Here is a 22,571-nt window from a genome sequence, read left to right on the forward strand (position 1 = left end):
AAATGCATGGCTACTTCAGAGGATCCCTAAGGAAACTCTGAATAAGTCTTCCTGATTTTGGCAAAATGCTCGGACGCCACCCACCGAGTTTTCCGATGAAGCAGATGACCTTCGCCGATGCCGAGTACGCCGGCAAGCGCAAGCAGACCCGCAAAGAGTTGTTCCTGATCGAGATGGATCGGGTGGTGCCGTGGAAGGGCTTGATTGCCCTGATCGATCCACATTACCCCAAGGGTGAAGGCGGTCGCCCGGCGTACCCGTTGATGGCGATGCTGCGTGTTCATCTGATGCAAAACTGGCTCGGTTACAGCGATCCTGCGATGGAAGAGGCGCTGTACGAAACGACCATTCTGCGGCAGTTCGCCGGGTTGAGCCTGGAGCGTATCCCTGACGAAACCACCATCCTCAACTTCCGTCGCGTACTGGAAAAAAAACGAACTGGCGGCTGGCATCTTGGCTGTGATCAACGGCTACCTGGGGGGGCGCGGCCTGTCCCTGCGCCAGGGCACCATCGTCGATGCGACGTTGATCAATGCGCCCAGCTCGACCAAAAACAAAGACGGTAAACGCGACCCGGAGATGCACCAGACCAAGAAGGGCAACCAGTACTACTTCGGCATGAAGGCCCACATCGGTGTGGATGACAAGTCTGGACTGGTGCACAGCGTGGTGGGCACGGCGGCCAACGTGGCGGACGTCACCCAGGTGGATAAGCTGCTGCATGGCGACGAGAACGTGGTTTGTACCGACGCAGGTTACACCGGTGTGGAAAAGCGTCCGGAGCATGAGGGTCGGAAGGTTATCTGGCAGGTGGCGGCACGCCGCAGCACCTACAAGAAACTCGATAAGCGCAGCGCGCTATACAAAGCCAAGCGCAAGATCGAGAAGGCCAAAGCCCAGGTGCGCGCCAAGGTCGAGCACCCGTTTCGGGTGATCAAGCGGCAGTTCGGCTATGTGAAGACGCGCTTCCGCGGCCTGGCCAAGAACACGGCGCAGTTGGTCACGCTGTTTGCGCTGTCGAACCTGTGGATGGCACGCAGACATTTACTGGCAACTGCAGGAGAGGTGCGCCCGTAATATGGGCAATAGCCGCCGCGAGGTGCTCGCGGCGGCTAAAAACACAAAAATAAGCGGATGATATGATCGTTTTTGATCGATTTTCCGCTTTCAAAATCAGCGGAGGCTGAAGTCGGCCTGAAACGCATGGCTACTTCAGAGGATCCCTAAAAGCGTTGCGGTTGAAAACCTGAGTCAGGCTGTCCAGTGTTGCGGCAACATGCGCGCGCTCTAGCTGGCTGCGCAGGCTCTTTATCTCTTGCTGTGCGGCATTCAAGCGATAAAGGAATTTGTCTTGCTGATCCTGCATCAGTTGGGTGCTTTGCTGCAGCTCGTTCAGAACATTCGGCAGGTCATCGATGATGGGTTCCTGTAATGCCGCTAGGCCCTGTTCCAGGCTGACCTGGTAGTTGCGGCTGCCAGTGATGCTGCGTGACACGTTGCCTTCAATGTCATCGATTAGTTCGATGACTTGTTGCTGGCCTGCACGGGCTTCTTCGAGCTCGCCATGAATGATGTAGTCGCGAAACAGCTTGGCCGCAGTTTCCGGCGGGAAGCTGTCAAAGTCGGTGACGGTTTTGTCCAGGCGGCGATTGAGCTCGGGTTCCAGGCCTTTGCTGTAGGTGTACCAGAGGGCGTAATGCACCGGGTTGGGCGGAATGTCGTGGCGCATCATCAGCGGTACCGCCTTCTTCAGAAGCGCCGCAGCGTCGCGGGTTTCCTCGGGGTACAGTTCCAGAATGCTGGGGGCTTTAGCGGGTTTGTTCATGCACGTCACTGTGGCCGAGTTGCAATTGACCAAAGCATAGAACAGCTGCTGGGCAAGCGCCTAGCAAAAGGCCCGTGGGTACGGGCCTTTTACGTGATTTGTCTATTTGCCTATATACCTAGGCTGCCAGGAGGCTGCGCAGCATCCAGGCGGTTTTTTCATGGACTTGCATGCGCTGGGTCAGCAGGTCCGCGGTGGGCTCGTCGCTGACTTTGTCCAGCAGGGGGAAGATGCCGCGAGCGGTGCGCACGACAGCTTCCTGGCCTTGAACCAGCTGCTTGATCATGTCTTGTGCGTTCGGCACGCCTTCCTCTTCCTTAATAGAGGACAGGCGGGCGTAGGCGGCGTAGGTGCCGGGTGCCGGGAAGCCCAGGGCGCGGATGCGTTCGGCAATCTGGTCGACAGCCAGCGACAGTTCGGTGTACTGGCCTTCAAACATCAGGTGCAGGGTGTTGAACATCGGGCCGGTGACGTTCCAGTGAAAGTTGTGGGTTTTCAGGTACAGGGTGTAGGTGTCGGCAAGCAGGCGCGACAGGCCTTCGGCGATGGCGGCGCGGTCTTGTTCGGCGATTCCGATGTTGATGTCCATACCATTTCTCCTCTCAGGTGGCTCGGGGCTTGGCTGCCCGCTAATGGGCAGAGACTACCATGGGCTTTACCGAGCTTTAACGTGGTTTATATCAATGAAAGTGATGGTTGGAGACTATTGCTTGGCGTGGGTTCAATTTTTCTACGGCTCAGCGATGCGCCAACTCTGGGTGTTGTTGCAGCGTCTGGTTGAACAGCTCAACCCAGTGTGCACTGAACTGCCGTCCGGCGAGGTTGTTAATTTCCAGGATGGCGCGTAGCAGCGGACGTTTGTTCAAGGTTTGGTGAGCGCGCTCATGGGTGCGGGCGTCAAATGTGTCGACGATGTTGATAATCAGGGCGCCGGGGCTGGTTTCAATTTCCTTGAGTCCTTTGGGGTAGCCGCTGCCGTCAGCGTGCTCCTGGTGTTGCAGAGTGATTTCAGCTGCTGCGTCCCAGCGCGGCATGCGTTTGAGTAGGTCGTAGGCCAGGCGCGGGTGTGACTGCATCTGCCGGCGTTCTTCGCGATTGAAGTGTGCCTCCTTGTGCAGCATATCCAGCGGTAGAAAGGCCATGCCCAGGTCGTGCAGGCAGATGGCTGCCGCCAATTGCTCGGGTTGCTCCGGATTACCGCCTAGCTGGTTGATCGCCAGGCCTAGGTCCAGCTGGCGCAGGCCGCGTCCTTGCCAGAAATGCGAGCGGCGCTCGCTGGCTTGCATCAGGTCGACAAAGAACAGCAGGTCAGCGTCGGGTTCGATGCCGTAGCGTCTGAGCAAATCGGCAGCTGCAGGTTCGTCGGCTGTAATGGCAGCAGGCGGCTTTGAGCTGGGGTCGAGTTGTTGCAGCAGTGCGCTGCGGATGCCGGTTTGTTGCGTCGCTGGTGCCAATGCCAGGGCGCTTAGAGCCTGGCTAAGCGCTCTGCTTTGGGCTGTATTGAGCTGTGCTGGCGGGCCGCCGAGTGCGTGTTGAATGAGTTCTTTCAGGTGGTCAAGAGTTAGCAGGAGGATATCGCCCAGCAGGCTATCGAAATGCAATTGGCTCTCTCGCAGGCACGACAGCACATCTTCCATGGCTTGCGGCACGCTCATCAGCGAATCCAGGCCGATATACCCCAGGTTGCCCTTGAGGGTATGCACCAGGCGAAACAGCTCGCGCAGGCGCTCGCGGTCGTCGGGGGCGTGCTCAAGCTCGATCAGCAATTGCTCGCAACGCTGGAATTGTTCGCTGGATTCCAGGCGAAAGTCGGCCAGCAAATCGCTGGGTATTTCAGCCAGGTTCGGCGTGGCCATAAGCCTCTCCACTTATCGACAGTCAAATAGCTGCATGGCTGAGTATAGGAAGGGCTGGCAAAAGCGCGTGGGGCGGCGGCTGCAAGTGGCGGCTTAACCATATATAATCCCGCGCTTTGCCGCGTTTTGTCGGGCGAATAGTGGGCTGCGTATGCGCCACTGATCGTTTCGCGCCCCTTAAAGGCAGCACAATTGCGGAAAATGGCGCCTGCGCCAGCCGGTTGTCCGGCCAACGAGCGTCGCAGTCACTGCGGCCCAACGAATTCAAGACTCAAGAGAAGCGAGCACCACCATGATGCGCAGCCATTATTGCGGCCAACTGAACGAGAGCCTGGACGGCCAGGAAGTCACCCTTTGCGGTTGGGTACATCGCCGCCGTGACCATGGCGGGGTGATTTTCCTCGACATCCGTGACCGTGAAGGTCTGGCCCAGGTGGTATTCGACCCGGATCGTGCCGAAACTTTCGCCACTGCCGACAAGGTGCGCAGTGAATACGTGGTCAAGATCACCGGTAAGGTGCGACTGCGTCCGGCTGGCGCTGGCAACGCCAACATGGCGTCCGGCGCCATCGAAGTGCTGGGCTATGAGCTTGAAGTGCTGAACGAAGCGGAAACCCCGCCGTTCCCGCTCAATGAATACACCGACGTCGGCGAAGAAACCCGCTTGCGTTATCGCTTTATCGACCTGCGTCGCCCGGAAATGGCGGCCAAGCTGAAACTGCGTTCGAGCATCACCAGCAGCATCCGTCGTTACCTGGATGACAACGGCTTCCTCGACGTGGAAACGCCGATCCTCACCCGTGCCACCCCTGAAGGCGCGCGTGATTATCTGGTGCCGAGCCGCACCCACGCCGGCAGCTTCTTCGCTCTGCCGCAGTCGCCACAGCTGTTTAAACAGCTGCTGATGGTGGCGGGCTTCGATCGCTACTACCAGATCGCCAAGTGCTTCCGTGACGAAGATCTGCGTGCTGACCGCCAGCCGGAATTCACTCAGATCGACATCGAGACCAGCTTCCTCGATGAGAAAGACATCATGGCCATCACCGAAACCATGGTGCGCAACCTGTTCAAGGAAGTGCTGGGCGTCGAGTTCGGTGAGCTGCCGCATATGACTCTGGCCGAAGCCATGCGTCGTTTCGGCTCCGACAAGCCGGACCTGCGTAACCCGCTGGAGTTGGTGGATGTTGCCGACCAGCTCAAGGATGTTGATTTCAAGGTCTTCGCCGGCCCAGCCAACGATCCGAAATGCCGCGTCACCGCGCTGCGCGTACCGGGTGGGGCGAGCATGCCGCGCAGCAAGATCGACGAGTACACCAAGTTCGTCGGCATCTACGGTGCCAAGGGTCTGGCCTATATCAAGGTCAACGAGCGCGCCAATGGCGTCGAAGGTCTGCAGTCGCCGATCGTCAAGAACATCCCGCTGGACAATATCAATGTGATCCTCGATCGCGTCGGTGCAGTGGATGGCGATATCGTGTTCTTCGGCGCCGACAAGGCCAAGATCGTCAGCGAGGCCCTGGGCGCGCTGCGCATCAAGCTCGGTCACGACCTCAACCTGCTGACCTGTGAATGGGCGCCGCTCTGGGTCGTCGATTTCCCGATGTTCGAAGAGAACGACGATGGCAGCCTGACCGCCATGCACCACCCGTTCACCGTGCCGAAGTGCACCCCGGCTGAGCTGGAGGCCAACCCGGCCGCTGCGCTGTCGCGTGCTTACGACATGGTGCTCAACGGCACCGAGCTGGGCGGTGGTTCGATCCGTATCCACGACAAGGCCATGCAGCAGACCGTGTTCCGCGTTCTGGGCATCAGCGAAGACGAGCAGCAGGAGAAGTTCGGCTTCCTTCTCGACGCTCTGAAGTTTGGTGCGCCGCCCCATGGTGGCCTGGCCTTCGGCCTGGATCGCCTGGTGATGCTGATGGCCGGTGCGCAGTCGATCCGCGAAGTGATTGCCTTCCCGAAAACCCAGAGTGCGGCCTGCGTCATGACTCAGGCGCCGGGTGAGGTGGACAACAAGTCGCTGCGTGAACTGCACATTCGTCTGCGCGAGCAGCCGAAAGCGGAATAAAGCGTCACAAGAAGCCTGGTTTACCAGGCTTCTTCTTTATAGCGGCCTGAGAGACTCGAACTCTCACGCCTCGAAATCGAATCTGAAACAACCGGAGTGAGTTATGGCTGGTCATTCCAAGTGGGCCAACATCAAGCATCGCAAAGGGCGTCAGGACGCCAAGCGCGGCAAGATCTTCACCAAGCTGATTCGTGAGCTGACGGTCGCCTCCAAGCATGGCGGTCCGATCCCGGCGGACAACCCACGCCTGCGCCTGGCGGTGGACAAGGCGCTGACCAACAACATGTCGCGCGATGTAATCGACCGCGCCATCGCCCGTGGTGCCGGTAATAACGAAGCCGACAACGTTGCCGAGCTGAGCTACGAAGGCTACGCACCGGGTGGTGTGGCGATTATCGTCGAGGCCATGACCGATAACCGCAATCGCACGGCCGCCGAAGTGCGGCATGCGTTCAGCAAATGTGGCGGCAACCTGGGTACTGATGGTTCGGTCGCTTATATGTTCGACCGCAAAGGGCAGATCAGCTTTGCTACGGGCGTGAGCGAAGATGCCTTGATGGAGGCCGCGCTGGAGTCTGGTGCCGATGACGTGGAAATGGCCGAGGATGGCTCGGCGCTGGTGTCCACCAGTTTTGCCGATTTCCATGGAGTCAACGAGGCGCTCAGTGTGGCTGGTTTCAAGGCTGCAGAGGCAGAAATCGCCATGATCCCGTCGATCAGTGCACCGATTACCGATCTGGAAACTGCGCAGAAGGTCATCAAGCTGATCGATATGCTGGAAGACCTCGACGATGTGCAGGAGGTCTATCACAACGCCGAAATTCCTGACGAGCTCATGGAACAGCTTGGCTGATTGTTTGCGGCTGTCCGAGCCGGAGGTATTCAGGTCATTGGCCTGAGCCCTCCGGTTTTTTTATGGGTGATTGTCCATGGCGCTAGGCGGTGTGCCGGTGCGGCCCTATATGAATGATGCACGGTCATTTTTATAACCTGTGCCTGGATGACGCGGGCGCAGGCGAGCTCTATACTTGCGAGCTGGATAAATAGACAGTGTGCTGGCTAAGTGGCTGGTGCCTTGAGTGGGCGGAAGGCATGACCTTGATCCTTGGCATCGACCCCGGTTCGCGCATCACCGGTTACGGTGTGGTACGTGATACCGGGCGCAACTGCGAATATGTTGCCTCTGGTTGCATTCGGACAGGCAGCGGTTCGATGCCGGAGCGTCTGCAAGTGGTATTTCGCGGGGTGCGTGAGGTCATCGAAACCTACGGGCCAGTGACCATGGGCATCGAGCAGGTGTTTATGGCACGCAACCCGGACTCCGCGCTCAAGCTCGGTCAGGCGCGCGGCGTGGCCATCGTCGCGGGGATCGAGGCGGGGCTGGATATTGCTGAATACACCGCCACCCAGGTCAAGCAGGCGATTGCCGGCACCGGCGGGGCGGATAAGGAGCAGGTGCAGCTGATGGTCATGCACTTGCTCAAGCTGGTGCAGAAGCCACAGATCGATGCTTCTGACGCCCTGGCAATTGCCCTGTGCCATGCCCACCACCGGCAGAGTCTGATTCCCCATGGTCTGGTCGGCGCCAAGCGGCGCGCCGGTCGCCTTCGTTTGTAATGTGATTTTTAAGGAAAGCAGCGGTGATCGGACGTTTGCGTGGCACCCTGGCGGAAAAGCAGCCGCCCCATGTAATTGTGGACATAAATGGTTTGGGTTATGAGCTGGAAGTGCCCATGACCACCCTGTACCGTTTGCCCTCGGTGGGTGAGCCGCTGACCCTGCACACCCATCTGGTGGTGCGCGAGGATGCGCATCTGCTCTATGGCTTTTTCGAGAAGCGTGAGCGCGAGCTGTTTCGTGAGTTGATCCGCCTTAACGGCGTTGGCCCGAAACTGGCGTTGGCCTTGATGTCCGGGTTGGAAGTTGATGAGTTGGTGCGTTGTGTGCAGGCGCAGGACACGTCGGTGCTGGTGAAGATTCCCGGGGTCGGCAAGAAAACCGCCGAACGCCTGCTGGTTGAACTAAAAGATCGCTTCAAGGCTTGGGAAGCCGTGCCGGGCATGTCGACCCTGGTGGTGGAACCTCGCGGTACTGGTGCAGTCACAAGCGCGGAGAATGATGCAGTCAGTGCACTTATTTCGCTCGGCTACAAACCCCAGGAAGCCAGTCGCGCCGTCTCAGCTATTAAGGAGGACGGTTTGAGTAGTGAAGATATGATTCGTCGAGCCCTGAAGGGAATGGTTTAAGTGCTAGAAGCTGATCGCCTGATTACCGCCACCAGTCGTGACCGCGACGAGCAGGTTGACCGTGCCATTCGCCCGCTGAAACTGGCCGAATACATCGGTCAGCCGAGTGTGCGCGAGCAGATGGAGCTGTTTATCCAGGCTGCTCGTGGCCGCAGTGAAGCGCTCGATCACACCCTGATCTTTGGTCCGCCCGGTCTGGGCAAGACCACCCTGGCCAATATCATCGCGCAGGAAATGAATGTTTCGATCAAGAGCACCTCGGGGCCCGTATTGGAGCGGCCGGGTGATCTGGCCGCCTTGCTGACCAATCTTGAACCGGGTGATGTGCTGTTTATCGATGAGATTCATCGCCTGTCGCCGATTGTCGAAGAAGTGCTGTACCCGGCCATGGAAGACTTTCAGCTCGACATCATGATCGGCGAAGGCCCGGCCGCGCGCTCGATCAAGCTTGATCTACCACCCTTTACCCTGGTCGGTGCGACCACTCGTGCTGGCATGCTGACCAACCCGCTGCGTGATCGCTTCGGTATTGTCCAGCGTCTGGAGTTCTATAACACCGAAGACTTGGCGACCATTGTCATGCGTTCGGCGGGGATTCTAGGTTTGCCCATCGAGCCCCACGGCGCCTTCGAGATTGCCCGTCGCGCACGCGGTACGCCGCGGATTGCCAATCGCCTACTGCGCCGCGTGCGTGACTTTGCCGAAGTGCGCGGGCAGGGCGACATTACCCGGCCGATTGCCGACCTGGCGCTGAATCTGCTGGATGTCGATGAGCGTGGCTTCGACCATCAGGATCGGCGTCTACTGCTGACCATTATTGAGAAGTTCGACGGTGGCCCGGTGGGGGTCGATAACCTGGCCGCTGCCATCAGTGAAGAGCGCCACACCATCGAAGACGTGCTCGAGCCCTATCTGATTCAGCAGGGCTATATCATGCGCACCCCACGCGGTCGAGTCGTCACCCGGCATGCGTATTTGCACTTTGGCCTGAATGTGCCCAAACGCATGGGCGAATTGCCCACGGCTGACTTGTTTGGGCGTGATGATGAGTAAGAAAAAATACTTGTCGAAGACGATTGGCAAGATCAGGAGCTGGCACTAGAGTATGCGCGCGCAAAACGGAGTTACGCCGTTCACCCATCGTTGTCGGGTTTATTTTGAAGACACCGATGCAGGCGGCATCGTCTACTACGTCAATTACCTCAAATTTATGGAACGGGCTCGCACCGAGCGCCTGCGTGATCTGGGTTTTCTCCAGTCAACGTTGGCCGAGGAGGGCCTGTTGTTCGTTGTGCATTCGGCTGAAGCGCGCTACCACGCGCCAGCTAAGCTCGACGACGAGTTGCTGGTAAGCGCTGAAGTTGTTGAATTAAACCGTGCCAGCCTACGTTTTCGTCAACAGGTCAGGCGGGCAACGGATGATGTGCTGCTGTGTGAAGGGCAGTTTATGGTGGCCTGTGTGCGCGCCGACAATTTGAAACCCCGGGCCATTCCCCAAACTCTGCAAGCGGCCTTTGCCGGGCAGGGCGGCGCGGGTACATCTAAAGCAGGAGAGTAAGCGTGGAAGCCAACGCCGTTGACCACATGTCGATGTGGAGTCTGATCAGCAACGCCAGCCTGGTGGTGCAACTGGTAATGCTGACGTTGGTGGCCGCATCGGTCACTTCGTGGGTCATGATTTTTCAGCGCACCGCATTGCTGCGTGCTGCCAAGCGTGCCCTGGATAATTTCGAAGAGCGCTTCTGGTCGGGTATCGACCTGTCCAAGCTGTACCGTCAGGCGGGCAGCAACCCGGACCCTGACTCCGGCCTGGAGCAGATTTTCCGCGCTGGTTTTAAAGAATTCTCACGTCTACGCCAGCAGGCCGGTGTTGATCCGGATGCGGTGATGGACGCGGTGGCGCGTGCCATGCGTGTGGCCATCTCGCGTGAAGAAGAGAAGCTTGAGCAGAGCCTGCCGTTCCTTGCCACCGTTGGCTCGACCAGCCCGTATATCGGTCTGTTCGGTACCGTGTGGGGCATCATGAACTCCTTCCGTGGCTTGGCTCAGGTGCAGCAAGCAACCCTGGCCACCGTAGCACCGGGTATTGCGGAGGCACTGATCGCCACCGCGATCGGTCTGTTCGCCGCGATTCCAGCGGTCATAGCCTATAACCGCTTTGCCGCCCGTGGCGAAATGCTGATCGGTCGTTACTACACCTTCGCCGATGAGTTCCAGGCGATTCTGCACCGCAAAGTCCACACCAGCGACGACTAAGCCTTAGGCATTCTCATTACAGGTTTTTCAAGCCGTGGCCAGAATTCGCAACAGACGCAAGCCCGTCGCCGAGATGAACGTGGTGCCTTACATCGACGTGATGTTGGTGCTGCTGGTGATCTTTATGGTGACCGCGCCCATGCTTAATCAAGGGGTCAAGGTCGATCTGCCGCAAGTCAGCAGTGAGGTCTTGCCGCAGGACAATAACGCCCAGGTGCTGACCATCTCGATCAAGGCCGACAAGACCTATTTCTGGAATATGGGCACCGAGGTTGATGTCGACACCGTGCAGGATAAGGCGCTGACCCTGGAAGAGATGACCCGCGCGGTAACGGCGATCATCAGCCAGAGCCGGGCAACCGGTAAGCAGGTGCAAGTGTTCGTGCGCGGCGACAAGAGCGTTGATTACGGCACCATCATGGCGGCCATGGGTGGCTTGCAGCAGGCTGACGTGGGTAACGTCGGGCTGATTACCGAGGCCCCCTGATGCACGACCAGCGCGAGCGTTCGCCCTCGGAAAGTCTATTCTGGCCGGTTGTCTGGGCTGTTGGGCTGCACGTCATCATGTTTGCCATGCTGTTCGTCAGCTTTGCCTTTGCCCCGGACCTGCCGCCGGCCAAGCCGGTGGTGCAAGCGACCCTGTACAAGCTGCAATCACAAAGCCAGGCCACCACGCAGACCAATCAGAAGATCGCGGGCGAAACCAAGAAGACCACCGCACCTGTGTACGAAACCGAACAGCTTGAACAGAAAAAAGCCGAGCAGGAAAAAGTAGCGGCCAAGGCAGCGGAACAAAAGAAAGCCCAAGAGGCTCAGAAGGCGGAGGCCGCGAAAAAGGCTGACGCCGATAAAAAAGCCGCCGAGCAGAAGAAGCTCGCGGATGTCGCCAAAAAGAAAGCGGCGGATGAGGCAGCCAAGAAAAAGGCTGCCGAAGATGCCAAGAAAAAAGCTGCTGAAGAGGCGAAGAAGAAAGCCGCTGCAGAAGCTGCGAAGAAGAAAAAGGCTGATGACGCCAAAAAGAAAGCGGCAGAAGCCGCCCAGCGTAAGGCGGTAGAAGACAAGAAGGCTGCCGCACTGGCTGAGCTGCTGTCCGAGGATGTCGGTCGCCAGCAGGCAATCGCCGATACTGTCGGTGATGAAGTCGCCGGAAGCCTAGATGATCTGATTGTTATGCTGGTCAGCCAGCAATGGCGACGCCCGCCATCGGCGCGTAATGGCATGAGCGTAGAAGTACTGATCGAAATGCTGCCCGATGGCACCATTACCAATGCCAGCGTGACGCGTTCCAGTGGTGACTCGCCATTTGATAACTCGGCCGTGCAAGCGGTACGCAACGTCGGTCGTATTGCCGAAATGCGGCAGCTGGACCGCGCCACTTTTGATCGCCTTTACCGGCAGCGTCGCGCTGTCTTCAAACCGGAGGATTTAGGTCTGTGAATACCCTGATGCGTATTGTTCTGCTCGGTCTGACCATGCTGGTCTGCACCGTTCAGGCCGCTGATCCGCTGCTTATCGACAAAGGTACCAACAGTGCTACCCCCATTGCCGTAGTACCTTTTGGTTGGCAGGGCGGCACCGTGCTGCCTGAGGATATGGCCGAGATTATTGGCAATGACCTGCGTAACTCTGGAGAGTTTGCGCCTATACCTCGGCAGAACATGATCAGCCTGCCGACTCAGGCGACTGAAGTGATCTACCGCGACTGGCAAGCTCTGGGCGCACAGTACGTCCTGGTCGGCAATATTGTGCCGAATGCCGGTCGTCTGCAGGTGCAGTTCGCCTTGTTCAACGTTACTACTCAGCAGCAGGTCATGACCGGCAGTGTGGGTGGCTGTGTCGATCAGTTACGTGACATGGCGCACCATATCGCCGATCAGTCCTTCGAGAAGCTCACCGGCGTTAAGGGTGCGTTCTCGACACGTATGCTGTATGTGACTGCCGAGCGTTTTGCGGTCAATAACACCCGTTACACCCTGCAGCGTTCCGACTATGACGGCGCCCGTGCAGTAACTCTGCTCCAGTCGCGTGAGCCGATCCTCTCGCCATCGTTCGCTCCGGATGGTCGTCGTATCGCTTACGTCTCGTTCGAGCAGAAGCGTCCGCGCATTTTCGTGCAGCATATCGATACCGGTCGCCGCGAGCAGATCACCAATTTTGAAGGCCTGAATGGCGCGCCAGCCTGGTCGCCGGACGGTAACCGCCTGGCGTTTGTGCTGTCGCGTGACGGTAACCCGGAAATCTATGTGATGGACATGGGCTCTCGCCAGCTGCGCCGCGTGACTAACCAGCCGTCGATTGATACCGAACCATTCTGGGGTAAGGACGGTCAGACCCTGTACTTCACCTCGGATCGTTCCGGTAAGCCGCAGATCTATAAAACCAACATCAATGGTGGCTCGGCAGAACGTGTGACCTTTATCGGTAACTACAACGCTAACCCGAAACTTTCCGCTGATGAAAAGACCCTGGTCATGATCCACCGCCAGGATGGTTACACCGTGTTCAAGGTGGCGGCACAAGACCTGCAGCGCGGCAATTTGCGGATACTTTCAGACACCAGTCTGGATGAGTCGCCCACTGTTGCGCCCAATGGCACCATGGTAATCTACGCCACCCGCCAGCAGGGTCGGGGAGTCTTGGTATTAGCGTCCACCAATGGACGTGTGAGGCTCCCTCTTCCTACCGCTCAAGGCGAAGTTCGAGAGCCTTCTTGGTCCCCTTACCTGAACTGATGTGGCGCTACACCGTTGTTGTTTGAAATACTGCTTAACACACTGGGGTTCATTAGGAGTTACATGATGGAAATGCTGAAATTTGGTAAGTTCGCCGCACTGAGCCTGGCTCTGGCCGTAGCCGTAGGTTGTTCCTCGAAAGGCGGCGACGCTGCTGGCGAAGGCGCTACCGACCCTAACGCTGGTTACGGTGCCAACACTGGCGCTGTTGATGGCAGCCTGAGCGAAGAAGCTGCTCTGCGCGCTATCACCACCTTCTACTTCGAATACGACAGCTCCGATCTGAAGCCAGAGGCCATGCGTGCTCTGGACGTGCACGCCAAAGACCTGCAAGGCAATGGCGCTCGCGTAGTTCTGGAAGGCCACGCTGACGAGCGCGGCACTCGTGAATACAACATGGCTCTGGGCGAGCGTCGCGCCAAGGCTGTGCAGCGTTACCTGGTACTGCAGGGCGTTTCCCCGGCTCAACTGGAACTGGTTTCCTACGGCGAAGAGCGCGCTATCGCTACCGGTAACGACGAGTCCTCCTGGGCTCAAAACCGTCGCGTCGAACTGCGTAAGTAATTCGATATGCGTACGTGCCGCCGTGCTTTAACCGTTTTGGCGCTCAGCCTGCCGCTTGCGGCGTGGGCTGAGGTTCCCGTGGTGGATAACAACGCCGGTTACGGCAGCAGTTACCCGCCTGCTGGTTACGGTACGTCCGGCACCTCCGTCGCGACAGGGGCTGCGGCCCCTGTCACGGCGCAGGGCATGCTGTTCAACCAGTTGCAGCAGATGCAGGAAGAGATCGCGCAGCTGCGCGGTACGCTGGAAGAACAACAGAATGAAATTCAGCGCCTGAAGCAAGAAAGCCTGGAGCGTTATCAGGATCTTGATCGGCGTGTAAGTGGTGGTGCGGCAGGTGCTGCAGCCAGCCAGAATTCTTCAGCTGCTGGCGTAATCAATGCCAGTGGTACACCTACTCCGCCAGCGGCGGGGCAGGCACAAGCTCCGGCTAGTAATGAACCGGCCGATCCGGCAAAGGAGAAGCTGTTTTACGAGGCTGCCTTTGACCTGATCAAGGTCAAGGATTTTGACAAGGCCAGCCAGGCTTTCGCAGCCTTCCTGCGTAAATACCCGAATAGCCAGTACGCGGGCAACGCGCAGTACTGGCTAGGCGAGGTAAATCTGGCCAAGGGTGACCTGCAGGGCGCCGGCCAGGCCTTTGCACGGGTAAGTCAGACTTACCCGAGCCATTCCAAGGTGCCGGACTCGCTGTTCAAACTGGCTGATGTTGAACAGCGTCTGGGTAATAGCGACAAGGCCAGGGGCATTCTGCAGCAGGTGATTGCGCAGTACCCGGGGAGTTCAGCGGCTCAGTTGGCGCAGCGCGATCTGCAGCGTTTACCTTAAGTGCTGAATGCCTGATCAAGAAACCCGCGCCTAGCGCGGGTTTTTTATTGGTGAATGTTCACTGCGTCCCTGGCGCGTCGTCATGCGGTGTGATGAGTCTTATGATCAGTCATCTTTGAGGTCCACCCTCCGGGCTGTCGCTGCGCGACGTTAAAAAATGCTCCCGGCAGTTTCTTATGGCCAACCATTCCTTGCGTCCAGCCTTCGGGTCGTAGCTGTGTGGCGTTAGGAATTTCCCCCGGAATCTATTTCGTATACAATCCGCGGCCCTTTTCCCGCAACGGAGGCGGACAGCCTGTTTAGCTGTCACGCCCGTGGCTGATATGCAAGATACCCTGCGCATTACCGAGATTTTCTACTCGCTGCAGGGCGAGACGCGCACCGCCGGCTTGCCGACTGTGTTCGTTCGCCTGACCGGCTGTCCTCTGCGTTGCCAATACTGCGACACCGCCTATGCCTTCAGTGGTGGCGAGATCATGTCGCTGGACGCCATTTTCGAGCAGGTTGCCGGCTACAAGCCGCGTTATATCTGCGTGACCGGTGGTGAACCATTGGCGCAACCCAACTGCATTGCTTTGCTCAAACGTCTGTGTGACGCTGGCTACGAAGTGTCACTGGAAACCAGTGGCGCGTTGGATGTGTCGGCGGTCGACCCGCGGGTAAGCAAGGTCCTTGACCTGAAAACCCCAGGCTCGGTGGAAGTTGCACGCAATCGCTACGAGAATATCGAGCTGCTGACGCCGAATGATCAGGTCAAGTTCGTGATCTGCTCCCGTGAGGACTATGACTGGGCGGTGAGCAAGCTGATTCAGTACCGCCTGGCTGAGCGGGTCAGCGAGGTGCTGATGTCGCCCAGTCATCATGAGCTGGATGCGCGCTCGCTGGCCGAGTGGATCATTGCCGACAACCTGCCAGTTCGCCTGCAGATGCAGCTGCACAAGATTCTCTGGAATGATGAGCCGGGACATTGATATGAGCGATAAGAAAGCGGTAATCCTGCTGTCAGGCGGCCTGGACTCGGCCACCGTGGTGGCGCTGGCCAAGGCCGATGGCTACAGCTGTTACACCATGAGTTTTGATTACGGCCAGCGCCATCGCTCCGAGTTGCAGGCGGCCGAGCAGGTGGCGCGGCAATTGGGTGTGGTCGAGCACAAGGTGATCGGCCTGAACCTCAATGGCATGGGTGGCTCGGCGCTGACTGATTCGAGCATCGAGGTGCCGGAAAGCCCGGTCGAGGGCATTCCGGTGACCTATGTGCCGGCGCGCAATACCGTGTTCCTGTCGCTTGCGCTGGGTTGGGCCGAGGTGTTGGGCGCTCGGGATATTTTTATCGGTGTGAACGCGGTGGATTATTCCGGTTACCCCGATTGCCGTCCTGAGTTTGTTGAGGCCTTCGAGCGCATGGCTAACCTGGCCACCAAGGCCGGTGTAGAAGGGCAGGGTTTCTGTATTCAGGCTCCGCTGCAGGTCATGAGTAAGGCCGAGATCGTCCAGGTTGGGGTTCAACATGGCGTCGACTACGCGCTGACCGTTTCCTGTTATCAGGCTGATGATCAGGGCCGCGCCTGCGGAAAATGCGACAGCTGCCGCCTACGTGCGGCGGGCTTTGCTACCGCCGGGCTGGTAGATCCAACTCGTTATTTCTAAAAATTTTTCGCGAAGTGTTGAATTTCTGAATTAAATCAGTATCATGCGCCTCGCGTCGGGTCGTTAGCTCAGTTGGTAGAGCAGTTGGCTTTTAACCAATTGGTCGTAGGTTCGAATCCCACACGACCCACCATATTTCCTTCCTCGGAAGGTCAAGAAGCCTGAAAGTTCTGTTAAAGGAATTTTCGGGCTTTTTTGTACCTGTAACTTTTACCGTCTTTGCGTGGATGCAAGCTGCCTGCTCCGTCGCTATCCAGGCGGGTATACTCGCCGCACTGAAAGCATATTCAGAGCCTGATGACATGACCCAGATTTCCGAACGCCTGCTGGTACAAGCCCATCTCGATGCCAAGCAGCCCAAGCCGCTGACGTCTGAGCAAGAGGCTTTTTACCATGCCGAGATTGCTGCCGAACTGAAAAAGCAGAACGCCGTGCTGGTGGCGCACTATTACTGCGACCCGATGTTGCAGGCGCTGGCCGAGGAGACCGGCGGCTGCGTTTCCGACTCGCTGGAAATGGCCCGCTTTGGCAATCAACATCCGGCGCAGACGGTGCTGGTAGCCGGCGTTAAATTCATGGGCGAAACGGCGAAGATCCTCAATCCAGAAAAACGTGTGCTGATGCCGACGCTTGAAGCGACCTGCTCGCTTGATCTGGGTTGTCCGGTAGAGGAGTTCTCGGCGTTCTGTGATCAGCATCCGCAGCGTACGGTGGTGGTGTATGCCAATACCTCGGCGGCGGTGAAAGCGCGGGCTGACTGGGTGGTGACCTCCAGTTGTGCGGTGGAGATCGTTGAGCACCTGATGGACAACGGCGAAAGCATCATCTGGGCGCCGGATCAGCATCTGGGCCGTTACATCCAGAACAAGACAGGCGCCGACATGCTGCTGTGGGACGGTGCGTGCATCGTTCACGAAGAGTTCAAGGCCAAGCAGCTGGCAGACATGAAGGCGTTGTATCCGGATGCCGCCGTGCTGGTTCACCCGGAGTCGCCGACGGCAGTGATCGATCTGGCCGATGCTGTGGGCTCTACCAGCCAGCTGATCGCTGCTGCGCAACGTTTGCCGAACAAGACCTTTATCGTCGCCACCGACGCCGGCATCTTCTACAAGATGCAGCAGTTGTGCCCGGACAAGGAGTTTGTCGCCGCCCCGACTGCCGGCAATGGTGCCGCCTGCCGCAGTTGTGCGCATTGTCCGTGGATGGCGATGAATACCCTGCAGCGCACCTTGGAATGCCTACGTGTGGGCAGCAACGAGATATTTGTCGATCCGGCATTGATCCCCAAAGCGATCAAGCCGCTCAAGCGTATGCTCGATTTCACCCAGGCCGCGCGGCTCAAGCTGAGCGGCAACGCTTAAGCGAGCGGTATAAAAAAAGCCAGGCATTGGCCTGGCTTTTTCGTTTCTGGGGCGGGCAGTACTAGCGAAGCATCTGCTCGATGATGCGCTGTTCTTCCATCAACTCGCGCTGTCTGGCGTCGATCCGTGAAGCCAGTTGGAAGTTATTGCTGGCGCGGCGTTTGGCGAAGTCGAGCTGTTCCAGGGCCTGCTTGTAGTCGCCGACCAGGGCGAAGAACTCCCCGCGAGCTTGATGCAGGCCGATGGTGTTACCACTCAGGCCGCGTACTTCGGCTACCTGGTACCAGACGTCCGGGTCCTTGCCGCGACTTTTCAGCATGTTGTCGAGGGCGCGTTCGGCTTCCTGAATGCGACCCTGCTTCATCAGCAGGTCGATATGTGCCTGATTGACCGGGTAGTTGTTCGGGTAGAGGGTCAGTAGTCGGGTAGTCCGGCTTTGCGCCTCGCCCAGGCGATTGGCGGCCATATCCAGTTCAATCTGGGCCAGATTGTAGGTCACATCATTGGGTGAACTCGCCAGTAGCGGTTGCAGGGACTCGCGGGCCTGCTTGTGTTGGCCGCTTTTTATCTGCGCAATCGTCAGCCCGTAGCGGGCGGCTTCCAGCTGTGGGTTTTCGTCAAGCATATTGCGAAAGCGTTTGGCGGCGACTCCTGGGGTTTCTTCATAGGTCAGTTGCACGCGGGCGCGCATCAGCTGGTAACGCACGCTGTCGGTGATCCCCGAAGCTTTGTACTGCTCGGCGCGGTTGCGGGTGTCGGCGATACGCGATTCCGACACCGGGTGAGTCAGGAGGAATTCTGGCGGTTTGCGGTCGTAGCGGTACTGGCGCATCAGACGCTCGAACATGCTGGGCATGGCGCGTGGGTCGAAGCCGGCTTTTTCCAGGTTGACCAGACCAATGCGGTCGGCTTCCTGCTCGTTCTGTCGAGAGAAGCGCCGCTGCTCTTGCATGGCTGCTGCCTGGGTCGAGGCAATGGCTGCGATGCCTAGATCTCCCGCGCCGGCGGCTGCTGCCACGATGCCGGCGAGCAGGCCGGCCATCACCGGGATCTGCATGCGCTGCTGCGCTTCCAGCCCTCGAGCGAAGTGGCGTTGTGATAAATGCGCCAGTTCGTGAGCCATAACCGAGGCGTACTCGGCTTCGGTCTGCGCATAGAGAAACAGGCCGCCGTTGACCCCGACAATCCCGCCTGGCGCGGCAAAGGCGTTGATCTGCGGGCTGTTGAGCAGAACGAACTCCAGGCGACGATCCTGCAGCTGGCTGGTTTCGCTCAAGCGGTACACGCTGGTTTCGACGAAGTCCTTGAGCTGCGGATCGTCGAGCTGGCTGACCTGGCCGCGTACCAGGCTCAACCAGGCGCGGCCCAGCTGGTGTTCTTGCTGCGGTGAGACGATGGCGGAACTGGCATCGCCAAGGGAGGGCAGATCACTGGCTATGGCGGGGGCTGCCAGCAGGCAGGCCAGCGTCAACAGGGTAGGGCGCAGAAGGCTCATGCACAAAGCTCGTGTCGAACAAAGGCGCTACTGTAGCTGGCTGGCTGCTGTGCTGGCCAGGGTTGTGCGGCCTTGGGTATCCTTGGGGCCCTCCTGGAGTAGCTCAATGACTGATATGCAATGGCGTGCCGAAGACTTCGACGCGCAACTGGACGCCTGTGGGTTGAACTGCCCGCTACCTTTACTCAAGGCCAAATTGGAGCTCAACCGCCTGGCCAGTGGCGCGGTGCTCAAGGTTGAGGCTACGGACGCGGGCTCACAGCGGGATTTTCGTGCCTTCGCCAGCCTGGCCGGGCATAGTCTGCTGCGTGAAGAGGTCGACAATGGCGTATACCGCTACTGGCTGCGCAAGGCCTAAGGGCTGGGGCGGAAACGTTGCTTGTAAGGCGGCATAAACACTGTGTTTTCCGGATGAGGCGTCACGATGTTCAAGGTGTTTCAGGATTGGCTACATCGCTATTTTTCCGATGAGCAAGCGGTGGTGCTTGCGGTATTGCTGGTGCTTGGTTTTGCCGCGATCCTGAATCTGGGTGGCATGCTGGCTCCGGTGCTGACGGGGTTGGTACTGGCGTTTCTGATGCAGGGGCTGGTGAATGCCTTTGAGCGTTTGCGCATCCCGCAGGTGGTGTCGGTATGGCTGGTCTTCACCCTCTTTATGAGCATGCTGGGGGTGTTTCTGTTGGTGCTGATGCCGTTGCTCTGGCGCCAGGTGATTACCCTGTTCAACGAGTTGCCGCGGATGCTGGGCGAGTGGCAGTCACTGTTTTTGTTGCTGCCGGAGCGCTACCCCACGCTGATTACCAATGAGCAGGTGTTGCAGCTGATTGAGGTCGTGCGGGGTGAGGCTGGAAGTGTCGGCCAGTCGGCGCTGTCGTTCTCACTGTCCAGTTTGCCGATGTTGGTCAGCATCATGATCTACGTGGTGTTGGTGCCGATTCTGGTGTTCTTCTTTCTCAAGGATCGGGAGTTGATCAGTGCATGGTTTCGCGGCTATCTGCCGCGCGAGCGGGCGCTGATTACTCAGGTGGCCGAGGAAATGAACAAGCAGATCGCCAACTATATCCGTGGCAAGGTGATCGAAATCATTATCTGCGGCGTGGTTACCTATATCGCCTTTGCTGCCCTGGGGCTTAACTATGCGGCGCTGCTGGCTTTGTTTGTCGGCCTGTCGGTGGTGGTGCCGTATATCGGTGCGGTGGTGGTGACTGTGCCGGTTGCGCTGATCGGGTTGTTCCAGTGGGGCTTTGGTGATCAGTTCATCTATCTGATGGTGGTCTACGGGATCATTCAGGCGCTGGACGGCAACGTTCTGGTGCCTTTGCTGTTTTCCGAAGCGGTTAACCTGCACCCGGTGGCGATCATCTGCGCTGTACTGTTGTTTGGCGGTATGTGGGGATTCTGGGGGGTGTTCTTCGCCATCCCGCTGGCCACGTTGTTCAAGGCGGTGATTGACGCCTGGCCGCGCAGTGAGCAGGTGGCGGCGCAATAGCTGCAGGCAATAAAAAGCCGGTCAATTGACCGGCTTTTTTACGCGTGACGTTCAGGCCTTATTCAGCGCCTGGGCTGCAGCCAATACCGCATCGACATGCCCTGGAACCTTTACGCCGCGCCATTCCTGGCGCAGTACGCCGTCTTTATCGATCAGGAAGGTGCTGCGGTCGACGCCCAGGTATTCCTTGCCGTAGAGCTTCTTCAGCTTGATCACATCGAACAGCTGGCAGACTGCTTCATCCTTGTCGGAGATCAGCTCGAAGGGGAACTCCTGCTTGCACTTGAAGTTCTCGTGGGATTTCAGGCTGTCACGCGAGACGCCAAAGATCAGCGTGTTGGCCGCCTGAAACGCCGGGTATTGATCACGAAAACCCTGAGCCTCGGTGGTGCAGCCTGGGGTGCTGTCCTTCGGGTAGAAGTAGATCACCACTTGTTGGCCCTTGAGTGCGGACAGCTGAACGGTCTGGCCGCTGGTGGCCTGTGCCTGGAAGTCTGCAACCGGGGTGTCGAGTGCTACGGCCATAAAATGCTGCTCCTTATGGGTTCTGTGGACGCCAAGGCTCAATTAGCGCATCCAGGTTCAACGCATCGGCAAAGTCGAGGAACTGATCACGCAACCAGCTGATCTGCGTACCGGCTGGCAGGGTCACTGTCATGGTGGCGTTGAGCATGGTGCCGCCGGTCTGTGGTGCCTGGTAGGTATCACAGGTGAGGTTTTCCAGCTCGACGTGGTGGTCGAGAAAGAACTGGCACAGCTCATTAAGGATGTCCGGGCGGTAGGCCGAGCTGACATACGCTACATAAGGTAGCGCCTGTGGGCGGCTTTCCGAGGCAGCGCTGCGAATCACATTGACCGAGAAACTGTGCTTTTTCGCCAGCGCCGGCAGGTTCGACTCCAGGCGCGCCAGGGCATCCCAGCTACCGGACACCTGCAGCACCAGCGCGCTGTATTCGCCATGCCGGCTAAGGCGGGTACTGACCACGGCGCAACGGTTCTCATGGCTGGTGCGGCAGAGCACATTGGTCAGCTCCATAGCATTGGGGCCAAGAGCGCTGATAAGCAGGAATTGTTCGCGAACTGGGGGGGGGACATGCAGCCTTCCTAAACGATAAGCGGTCGAGCTGCTGGCGCAGCGCCGATCAAAGCCGGAAGGGTAGCGAAAAGCACCGCTGAGGGGAATGCCGGTAGGGCTTGTCGATGAGTAATGTGCCGCGTTTGCCTGATAAAGATTGTATACGCGTTGCCTCGGTACTTCGCTTGTGCAAGGCAGGTGGCCCCAGTACCATTACGGCTCTCTTTTTCCGGCAGGAGCGGTTGCATGATTGCGGGCAGTATGGTGGCACTGGTTACGCCCATGGATGCACAAGGTGGTCTTGATTGGGACAGCCTGAGCAAACTGGTGGATTTCCACCTGCAGGAGGGCACCAATGCCATCGTCGCAGTCGGCACTACCGGCGAGTCGGCGACCCTTGAGGTGCCTGAACACATCGAAGTGATCAAACGTGTCGTTGATCAGGTCGCCGGGCGCATTCCGGTCATCGCTGGCACCGGTGGTAATTCCACCCGTGAGTCAGTCGAACTGACCCGTGCTGCCAAAGACGTCGGCGCCGATGCCTGCCTGCTGGTCACCCCGTATTACAACAAGCCGACTCAGGAAGGCCTGTACCTGCACTTCCGCCACATCGCCGAATCGGTGGCCATCCCGCAGATCCTCTACAACGTGCCAGGCCGCACCGTCTGCGACATGCTGCCGGAGACGGTTGAGCGCCTGGCCAAGATCGACAACATCATCGGTATCAAGGAAGCCACCGGCGACCTACAGCGCGGCCAGGAAGTACTGGATCGTGTGAGCAAGGACTTCCTGGTTTATTCCGGTGATGACGCCACCGCCGTCGAGCTGATGCTGATGGGCGGCAAGGGCAATATCTCGGTAACTGCCAACATCGCCCCGCGCGCCATGAGCGATCTGTGCGCCGCTGCCATGCGTGGTGAAGCCGCCATCGCACGCGCCATCAATGATCGTCTGATGCCGCTGCACAAAGCGCTGTTTATCGAATCCAACCCGATTCCGGTGAAATGGGCTCTGCATGAAATGGGTTTGATGCCAGACGGTATCCGTCTGCCACTGACCTGGCTCAGCCCACGTTGTCATGACCCGCTGCGTCAGGCCATGCGCCAGTCCGGCGTATTGGTTTAATTGA

23 protein-coding genes, 1 tRNA gene and 2 pseudogenes are annotated in these 22,571 nt (G+C 58.5%); 20 read left to right on the plus strand and 6 right to left on the minus strand.

What is annotated here, in order from left to right:
* The first annotated feature begins 95 nt into the window (after positions 1–95).
* Positions 96–1,077: pseudogene (locus tag BLW24_RS18060) on the plus strand (IS5 family transposase).
* 148 nt (positions 1,078–1,225) lie between these two features.
* Here BLW24_RS18060 and BLW24_RS18065 read toward each other — a convergent pair.
* From BLW24_RS18065 to BLW24_RS18075, 3 genes and pseudogenes are all read right to left on the minus strand, one after another.
* Positions 1,226–1,825 (minus strand): annotated as a pseudogene (locus tag BLW24_RS18065) (GGDEF domain-containing protein); the annotation flags it as partial.
* Positions 1,826–1,943: 118 nt separating this feature from the next.
* Positions 1,944–2,414, minus strand: coding sequence for a Dps family protein (locus tag BLW24_RS18070; RefSeq protein ID WP_090385237.1), 471 nt, complete (start codon positions 2,412–2,414; stop codon positions 1,944–1,946).
* A 148-nt stretch (positions 2,415–2,562) separates the two neighbouring features.
* Positions 2,563–3,681, minus strand: a complete 1,119-nt coding sequence (locus BLW24_RS18075) for an HD domain-containing phosphohydrolase (protein ID WP_090385242.1) — start codon at positions 3,679–3,681, stop codon at positions 2,563–2,565.
* A 292-nt stretch (positions 3,682–3,973) separates the two neighbouring features.
* On the opposite strand from BLW24_RS18075, the gene aspS reads away from it, so the two are divergent.
* The 16 genes from aspS to nadA all read left to right on the plus strand — a co-directional run bounded on the left by aspS (position 3,974) and on the right by nadA (position 17,383).
* Positions 3,974–5,749, plus strand: coding sequence for an aspartate--tRNA ligase (aspS, locus tag BLW24_RS18080; RefSeq protein WP_090385246.1), 1,776 nt, complete (start codon positions 3,974–3,976; stop codon positions 5,747–5,749).
* Positions 5,750–5,852: 103 nt separating this feature from the next.
* Positions 5,853–6,602: a YebC/PmpR family DNA-binding transcriptional regulator gene (locus BLW24_RS18085; RefSeq protein WP_090385251.1), complete on the plus strand. Its 750-nt coding sequence runs from the start codon at positions 5,853–5,855 to the stop codon at positions 6,600–6,602.
* 239 nt (positions 6,603–6,841) lie between these two features.
* Positions 6,842–7,366 (plus strand): crossover junction endodeoxyribonuclease RuvC, encoded by a 525-nt coding sequence (gene ruvC / locus BLW24_RS18090; RefSeq protein WP_090385256.1) that lies wholly within the window; start codon positions 6,842–6,844, stop codon positions 7,364–7,366.
* Positions 7,367–7,389: 23 nt separating this feature from the next.
* Entirely contained in the window at positions 7,390–7,995 is a 606-nt protein-coding gene (gene ruvA / locus BLW24_RS18095) for a Holliday junction branch migration protein RuvA (protein ID WP_090385262.1), read from the plus strand.
* Complete coding sequence (gene ruvB, locus BLW24_RS18100; protein ID WP_090385267.1) at positions 7,996–9,048, plus strand: Holliday junction branch migration DNA helicase RuvB; 1,053 nt, start codon at positions 7,996–7,998, stop codon at positions 9,046–9,048.
* 52 nt (positions 9,049–9,100) lie between these two features.
* Complete coding sequence (gene ybgC, locus BLW24_RS18105; protein ID WP_090385272.1) at positions 9,101–9,553, plus strand: tol-pal system-associated acyl-CoA thioesterase; 453 nt, start codon at positions 9,101–9,103, stop codon at positions 9,551–9,553.
* 2 nt (positions 9,554–9,555) lie between these two features.
* Entirely contained in the window at positions 9,556–10,251 is a 696-nt protein-coding gene (gene tolQ, locus BLW24_RS18110) for a protein TolQ (protein WP_090385277.1), read from the plus strand.
* A gap of 73 nt (positions 10,252–10,324) precedes the next feature.
* Positions 10,325–10,738 (plus strand): protein TolR, encoded by a 414-nt coding sequence (gene tolR / locus BLW24_RS18115; protein WP_244161193.1) that lies wholly within the window; start codon positions 10,325–10,327, stop codon positions 10,736–10,738.
* The gene (gene tolA, locus BLW24_RS18120; RefSeq protein ID WP_090385286.1) at positions 10,738–11,688 is read left to right on the plus strand and encodes a cell envelope integrity protein TolA; all 951 of its coding nucleotides are present in this window, start codon (positions 10,738–10,740) and stop codon (positions 11,686–11,688) included. Before tolR ends, tolA begins: the two co-directional genes overlap by 1 nt.
* Complete coding sequence (tolB, locus tag BLW24_RS18125; RefSeq protein ID WP_090385291.1) at positions 11,685–12,983, plus strand: Tol-Pal system beta propeller repeat protein TolB; 1,299 nt, start codon at positions 11,685–11,687, stop codon at positions 12,981–12,983. The genes tolA and tolB overlap by 4 nt, the downstream gene beginning before the upstream one ends.
* 66 nt (positions 12,984–13,049) lie before the next feature.
* Entirely contained in the window at positions 13,050–13,547 is a 498-nt protein-coding gene (gene pal / locus BLW24_RS18130; protein ID WP_090252626.1) for a peptidoglycan-associated lipoprotein Pal, read from the plus strand.
* A 6-nt stretch (positions 13,548–13,553) separates the two neighbouring features.
* Positions 13,554–14,375 carry a tol-pal system protein YbgF gene (gene ybgF / locus BLW24_RS18135; RefSeq protein WP_090385294.1) on the plus strand — a complete coding sequence of 274 codons (822 nt, stop codon included), beginning with the start codon at positions 13,554–13,556 and terminating at the stop codon, positions 14,373–14,375.
* A 323-nt stretch (positions 14,376–14,698) separates the two neighbouring features.
* Complete coding sequence (queE, locus tag BLW24_RS18140; RefSeq protein WP_090385298.1) at positions 14,699–15,346, plus strand: 7-carboxy-7-deazaguanine synthase QueE; 648 nt, start codon at positions 14,699–14,701, stop codon at positions 15,344–15,346.
* A gap of 1 nt (position 15,347) precedes the next feature.
* The gene (queC, locus tag BLW24_RS18145; RefSeq protein ID WP_090385302.1) at positions 15,348–16,022 is read left to right on the plus strand and encodes a 7-cyano-7-deazaguanine synthase QueC; all 675 of its coding nucleotides are present in this window, start codon (positions 15,348–15,350) and stop codon (positions 16,020–16,022) included.
* 57 nt (positions 16,023–16,079) lie between these two features.
* Positions 16,080–16,155: transfer RNA gene (locus tag BLW24_RS18150), tRNA-Lys, on the plus strand.
* A 169-nt stretch (positions 16,156–16,324) separates the two neighbouring features.
* Positions 16,325–17,383, plus strand: a complete 1,059-nt coding sequence (gene nadA / locus BLW24_RS18155; protein WP_090385308.1) for a quinolinate synthase NadA — start codon at positions 16,325–16,327, stop codon at positions 17,381–17,383.
* A 61-nt stretch (positions 17,384–17,444) separates the two neighbouring features.
* On the opposite strand, the gene BLW24_RS18160 is transcribed toward nadA, so the two are convergent.
* Positions 17,445–18,878: a M48 family metalloprotease gene (locus tag BLW24_RS18160; protein WP_090385313.1), complete on the minus strand. Its 1,434-nt coding sequence runs from the start codon at positions 18,876–18,878 to the stop codon at positions 17,445–17,447.
* Positions 18,879–18,984: 106 nt separating this feature from the next.
* Between BLW24_RS18160 and BLW24_RS18165 the strand changes: the two genes are divergently transcribed.
* Together BLW24_RS18165 and BLW24_RS18170 are read left to right on the plus strand one after the other, a co-directional pair.
* The gene (locus BLW24_RS18165; RefSeq protein ID WP_090385318.1) at positions 18,985–19,236 is read left to right on the plus strand and encodes a sulfurtransferase TusA family protein; all 252 of its coding nucleotides are present in this window, start codon (positions 18,985–18,987) and stop codon (positions 19,234–19,236) included.
* Positions 19,237–19,302: 66 nt separating this feature from the next.
* Positions 19,303–20,367 (plus strand): AI-2E family transporter, encoded by a 1,065-nt coding sequence (locus tag BLW24_RS18170; RefSeq protein WP_090385325.1) that lies wholly within the window; start codon positions 19,303–19,305, stop codon positions 20,365–20,367.
* A gap of 51 nt (positions 20,368–20,418) precedes the next feature.
* Here BLW24_RS18170 and BLW24_RS18175 read toward each other — a convergent pair whose 3' ends face one another.
* Both BLW24_RS18175 and BLW24_RS18180 read right to left on the minus strand, forming a co-directional pair.
* Positions 20,419–20,892 (minus strand): peroxiredoxin, encoded by a 474-nt coding sequence (locus tag BLW24_RS18175; protein ID WP_090385331.1) that lies wholly within the window; start codon positions 20,890–20,892, stop codon positions 20,419–20,421.
* 13 nt (positions 20,893–20,905) lie between these two features.
* On the minus strand, positions 20,906–21,466 hold the full coding sequence (locus tag BLW24_RS18180) for a glycine cleavage system transcriptional repressor (RefSeq protein WP_090385337.1): 561 nt from the start codon (positions 21,464–21,466) through the stop codon (positions 20,906–20,908).
* Positions 21,467–21,688: 222 nt separating this feature from the next.
* Between BLW24_RS18180 and dapA the strand changes: the two genes are divergently transcribed.
* Positions 21,689–22,567 (plus strand): 4-hydroxy-tetrahydrodipicolinate synthase, encoded by an 879-nt coding sequence (gene dapA, locus BLW24_RS18185; protein WP_090385344.1) that lies wholly within the window; start codon positions 21,689–21,691, stop codon positions 22,565–22,567.
* Positions 22,568–22,571: the final 4 nt, after the last annotated feature.

The sequence above is a fragment of the Pseudomonas anguilliseptica genome (assembly GCF_900105355.1).
Taxonomy (GTDB): Bacteria; Pseudomonadota; Gammaproteobacteria; order Pseudomonadales; family Pseudomonadaceae; genus Aquipseudomonas; species Aquipseudomonas anguilliseptica.

Coding starts and splice junctions, on each gene's coding strand:
- BLW24_RS18070 (WP_090385237.1), bottom strand. CDS start 2,414: ATGGACATCAACATCGGAATCGCCGAACAAGACCGCGCCGCCATCGCC.
- BLW24_RS18075 (WP_090385242.1), bottom strand. CDS start 3,681: ATGGCCACGCCGAACCTGGCTGAAATACCCAGCGATTTGCTGGCCGAC.
- aspS (WP_090385246.1), top strand. CDS start 3,974: ATGATGCGCAGCCATTATTGCGGCCAACTGAACGAGAGCCTGGACGGC.
- BLW24_RS18085 (WP_090385251.1), top strand. CDS start 5,853: ATGGCTGGTCATTCCAAGTGGGCCAACATCAAGCATCGCAAAGGGCGT.
- ruvC (WP_090385256.1), top strand. CDS start 6,842: ATGACCTTGATCCTTGGCATCGACCCCGGTTCGCGCATCACCGGTTAC.
- ybgC (WP_090385272.1), top strand. CDS start 9,101: ATGCGCGCGCAAAACGGAGTTACGCCGTTCACCCATCGTTGTCGGGTT.
- tolR (WP_244161193.1), top strand. CDS start 10,325: ATGAACGTGGTGCCTTACATCGACGTGATGTTGGTGCTGCTGGTGATC.
- tolA (WP_090385286.1), top strand. CDS start 10,738: ATGCACGACCAGCGCGAGCGTTCGCCCTCGGAAAGTCTATTCTGGCCG.
- pal (WP_090252626.1), top strand. CDS start 13,050: ATGGAAATGCTGAAATTTGGTAAGTTCGCCGCACTGAGCCTGGCTCTG.
- ybgF (WP_090385294.1), top strand. CDS start 13,554: ATGCGTACGTGCCGCCGTGCTTTAACCGTTTTGGCGCTCAGCCTGCCG.
- queE (WP_090385298.1), top strand. CDS start 14,699: ATGCAAGATACCCTGCGCATTACCGAGATTTTCTACTCGCTGCAGGGC.
- queC (WP_090385302.1), top strand. CDS start 15,348: ATGAGCGATAAGAAAGCGGTAATCCTGCTGTCAGGCGGCCTGGACTCG.
- nadA (WP_090385308.1), top strand. CDS start 16,325: ATGACCCAGATTTCCGAACGCCTGCTGGTACAAGCCCATCTCGATGCC.
- BLW24_RS18160 (WP_090385313.1), bottom strand. CDS start 18,878: ATGAGCCTTCTGCGCCCTACCCTGTTGACGCTGGCCTGCCTGCTGGCA.
- BLW24_RS18165 (WP_090385318.1), top strand. CDS start 18,985: ATGACTGATATGCAATGGCGTGCCGAAGACTTCGACGCGCAACTGGAC.
- BLW24_RS18170 (WP_090385325.1), top strand. CDS start 19,303: ATGTTCAAGGTGTTTCAGGATTGGCTACATCGCTATTTTTCCGATGAG.
- BLW24_RS18175 (WP_090385331.1), bottom strand. CDS start 20,892: ATGGCCGTAGCACTCGACACCCCGGTTGCAGACTTCCAGGCACAGGCC.
- dapA (WP_090385344.1), top strand. CDS start 21,689: ATGATTGCGGGCAGTATGGTGGCACTGGTTACGCCCATGGATGCACAA.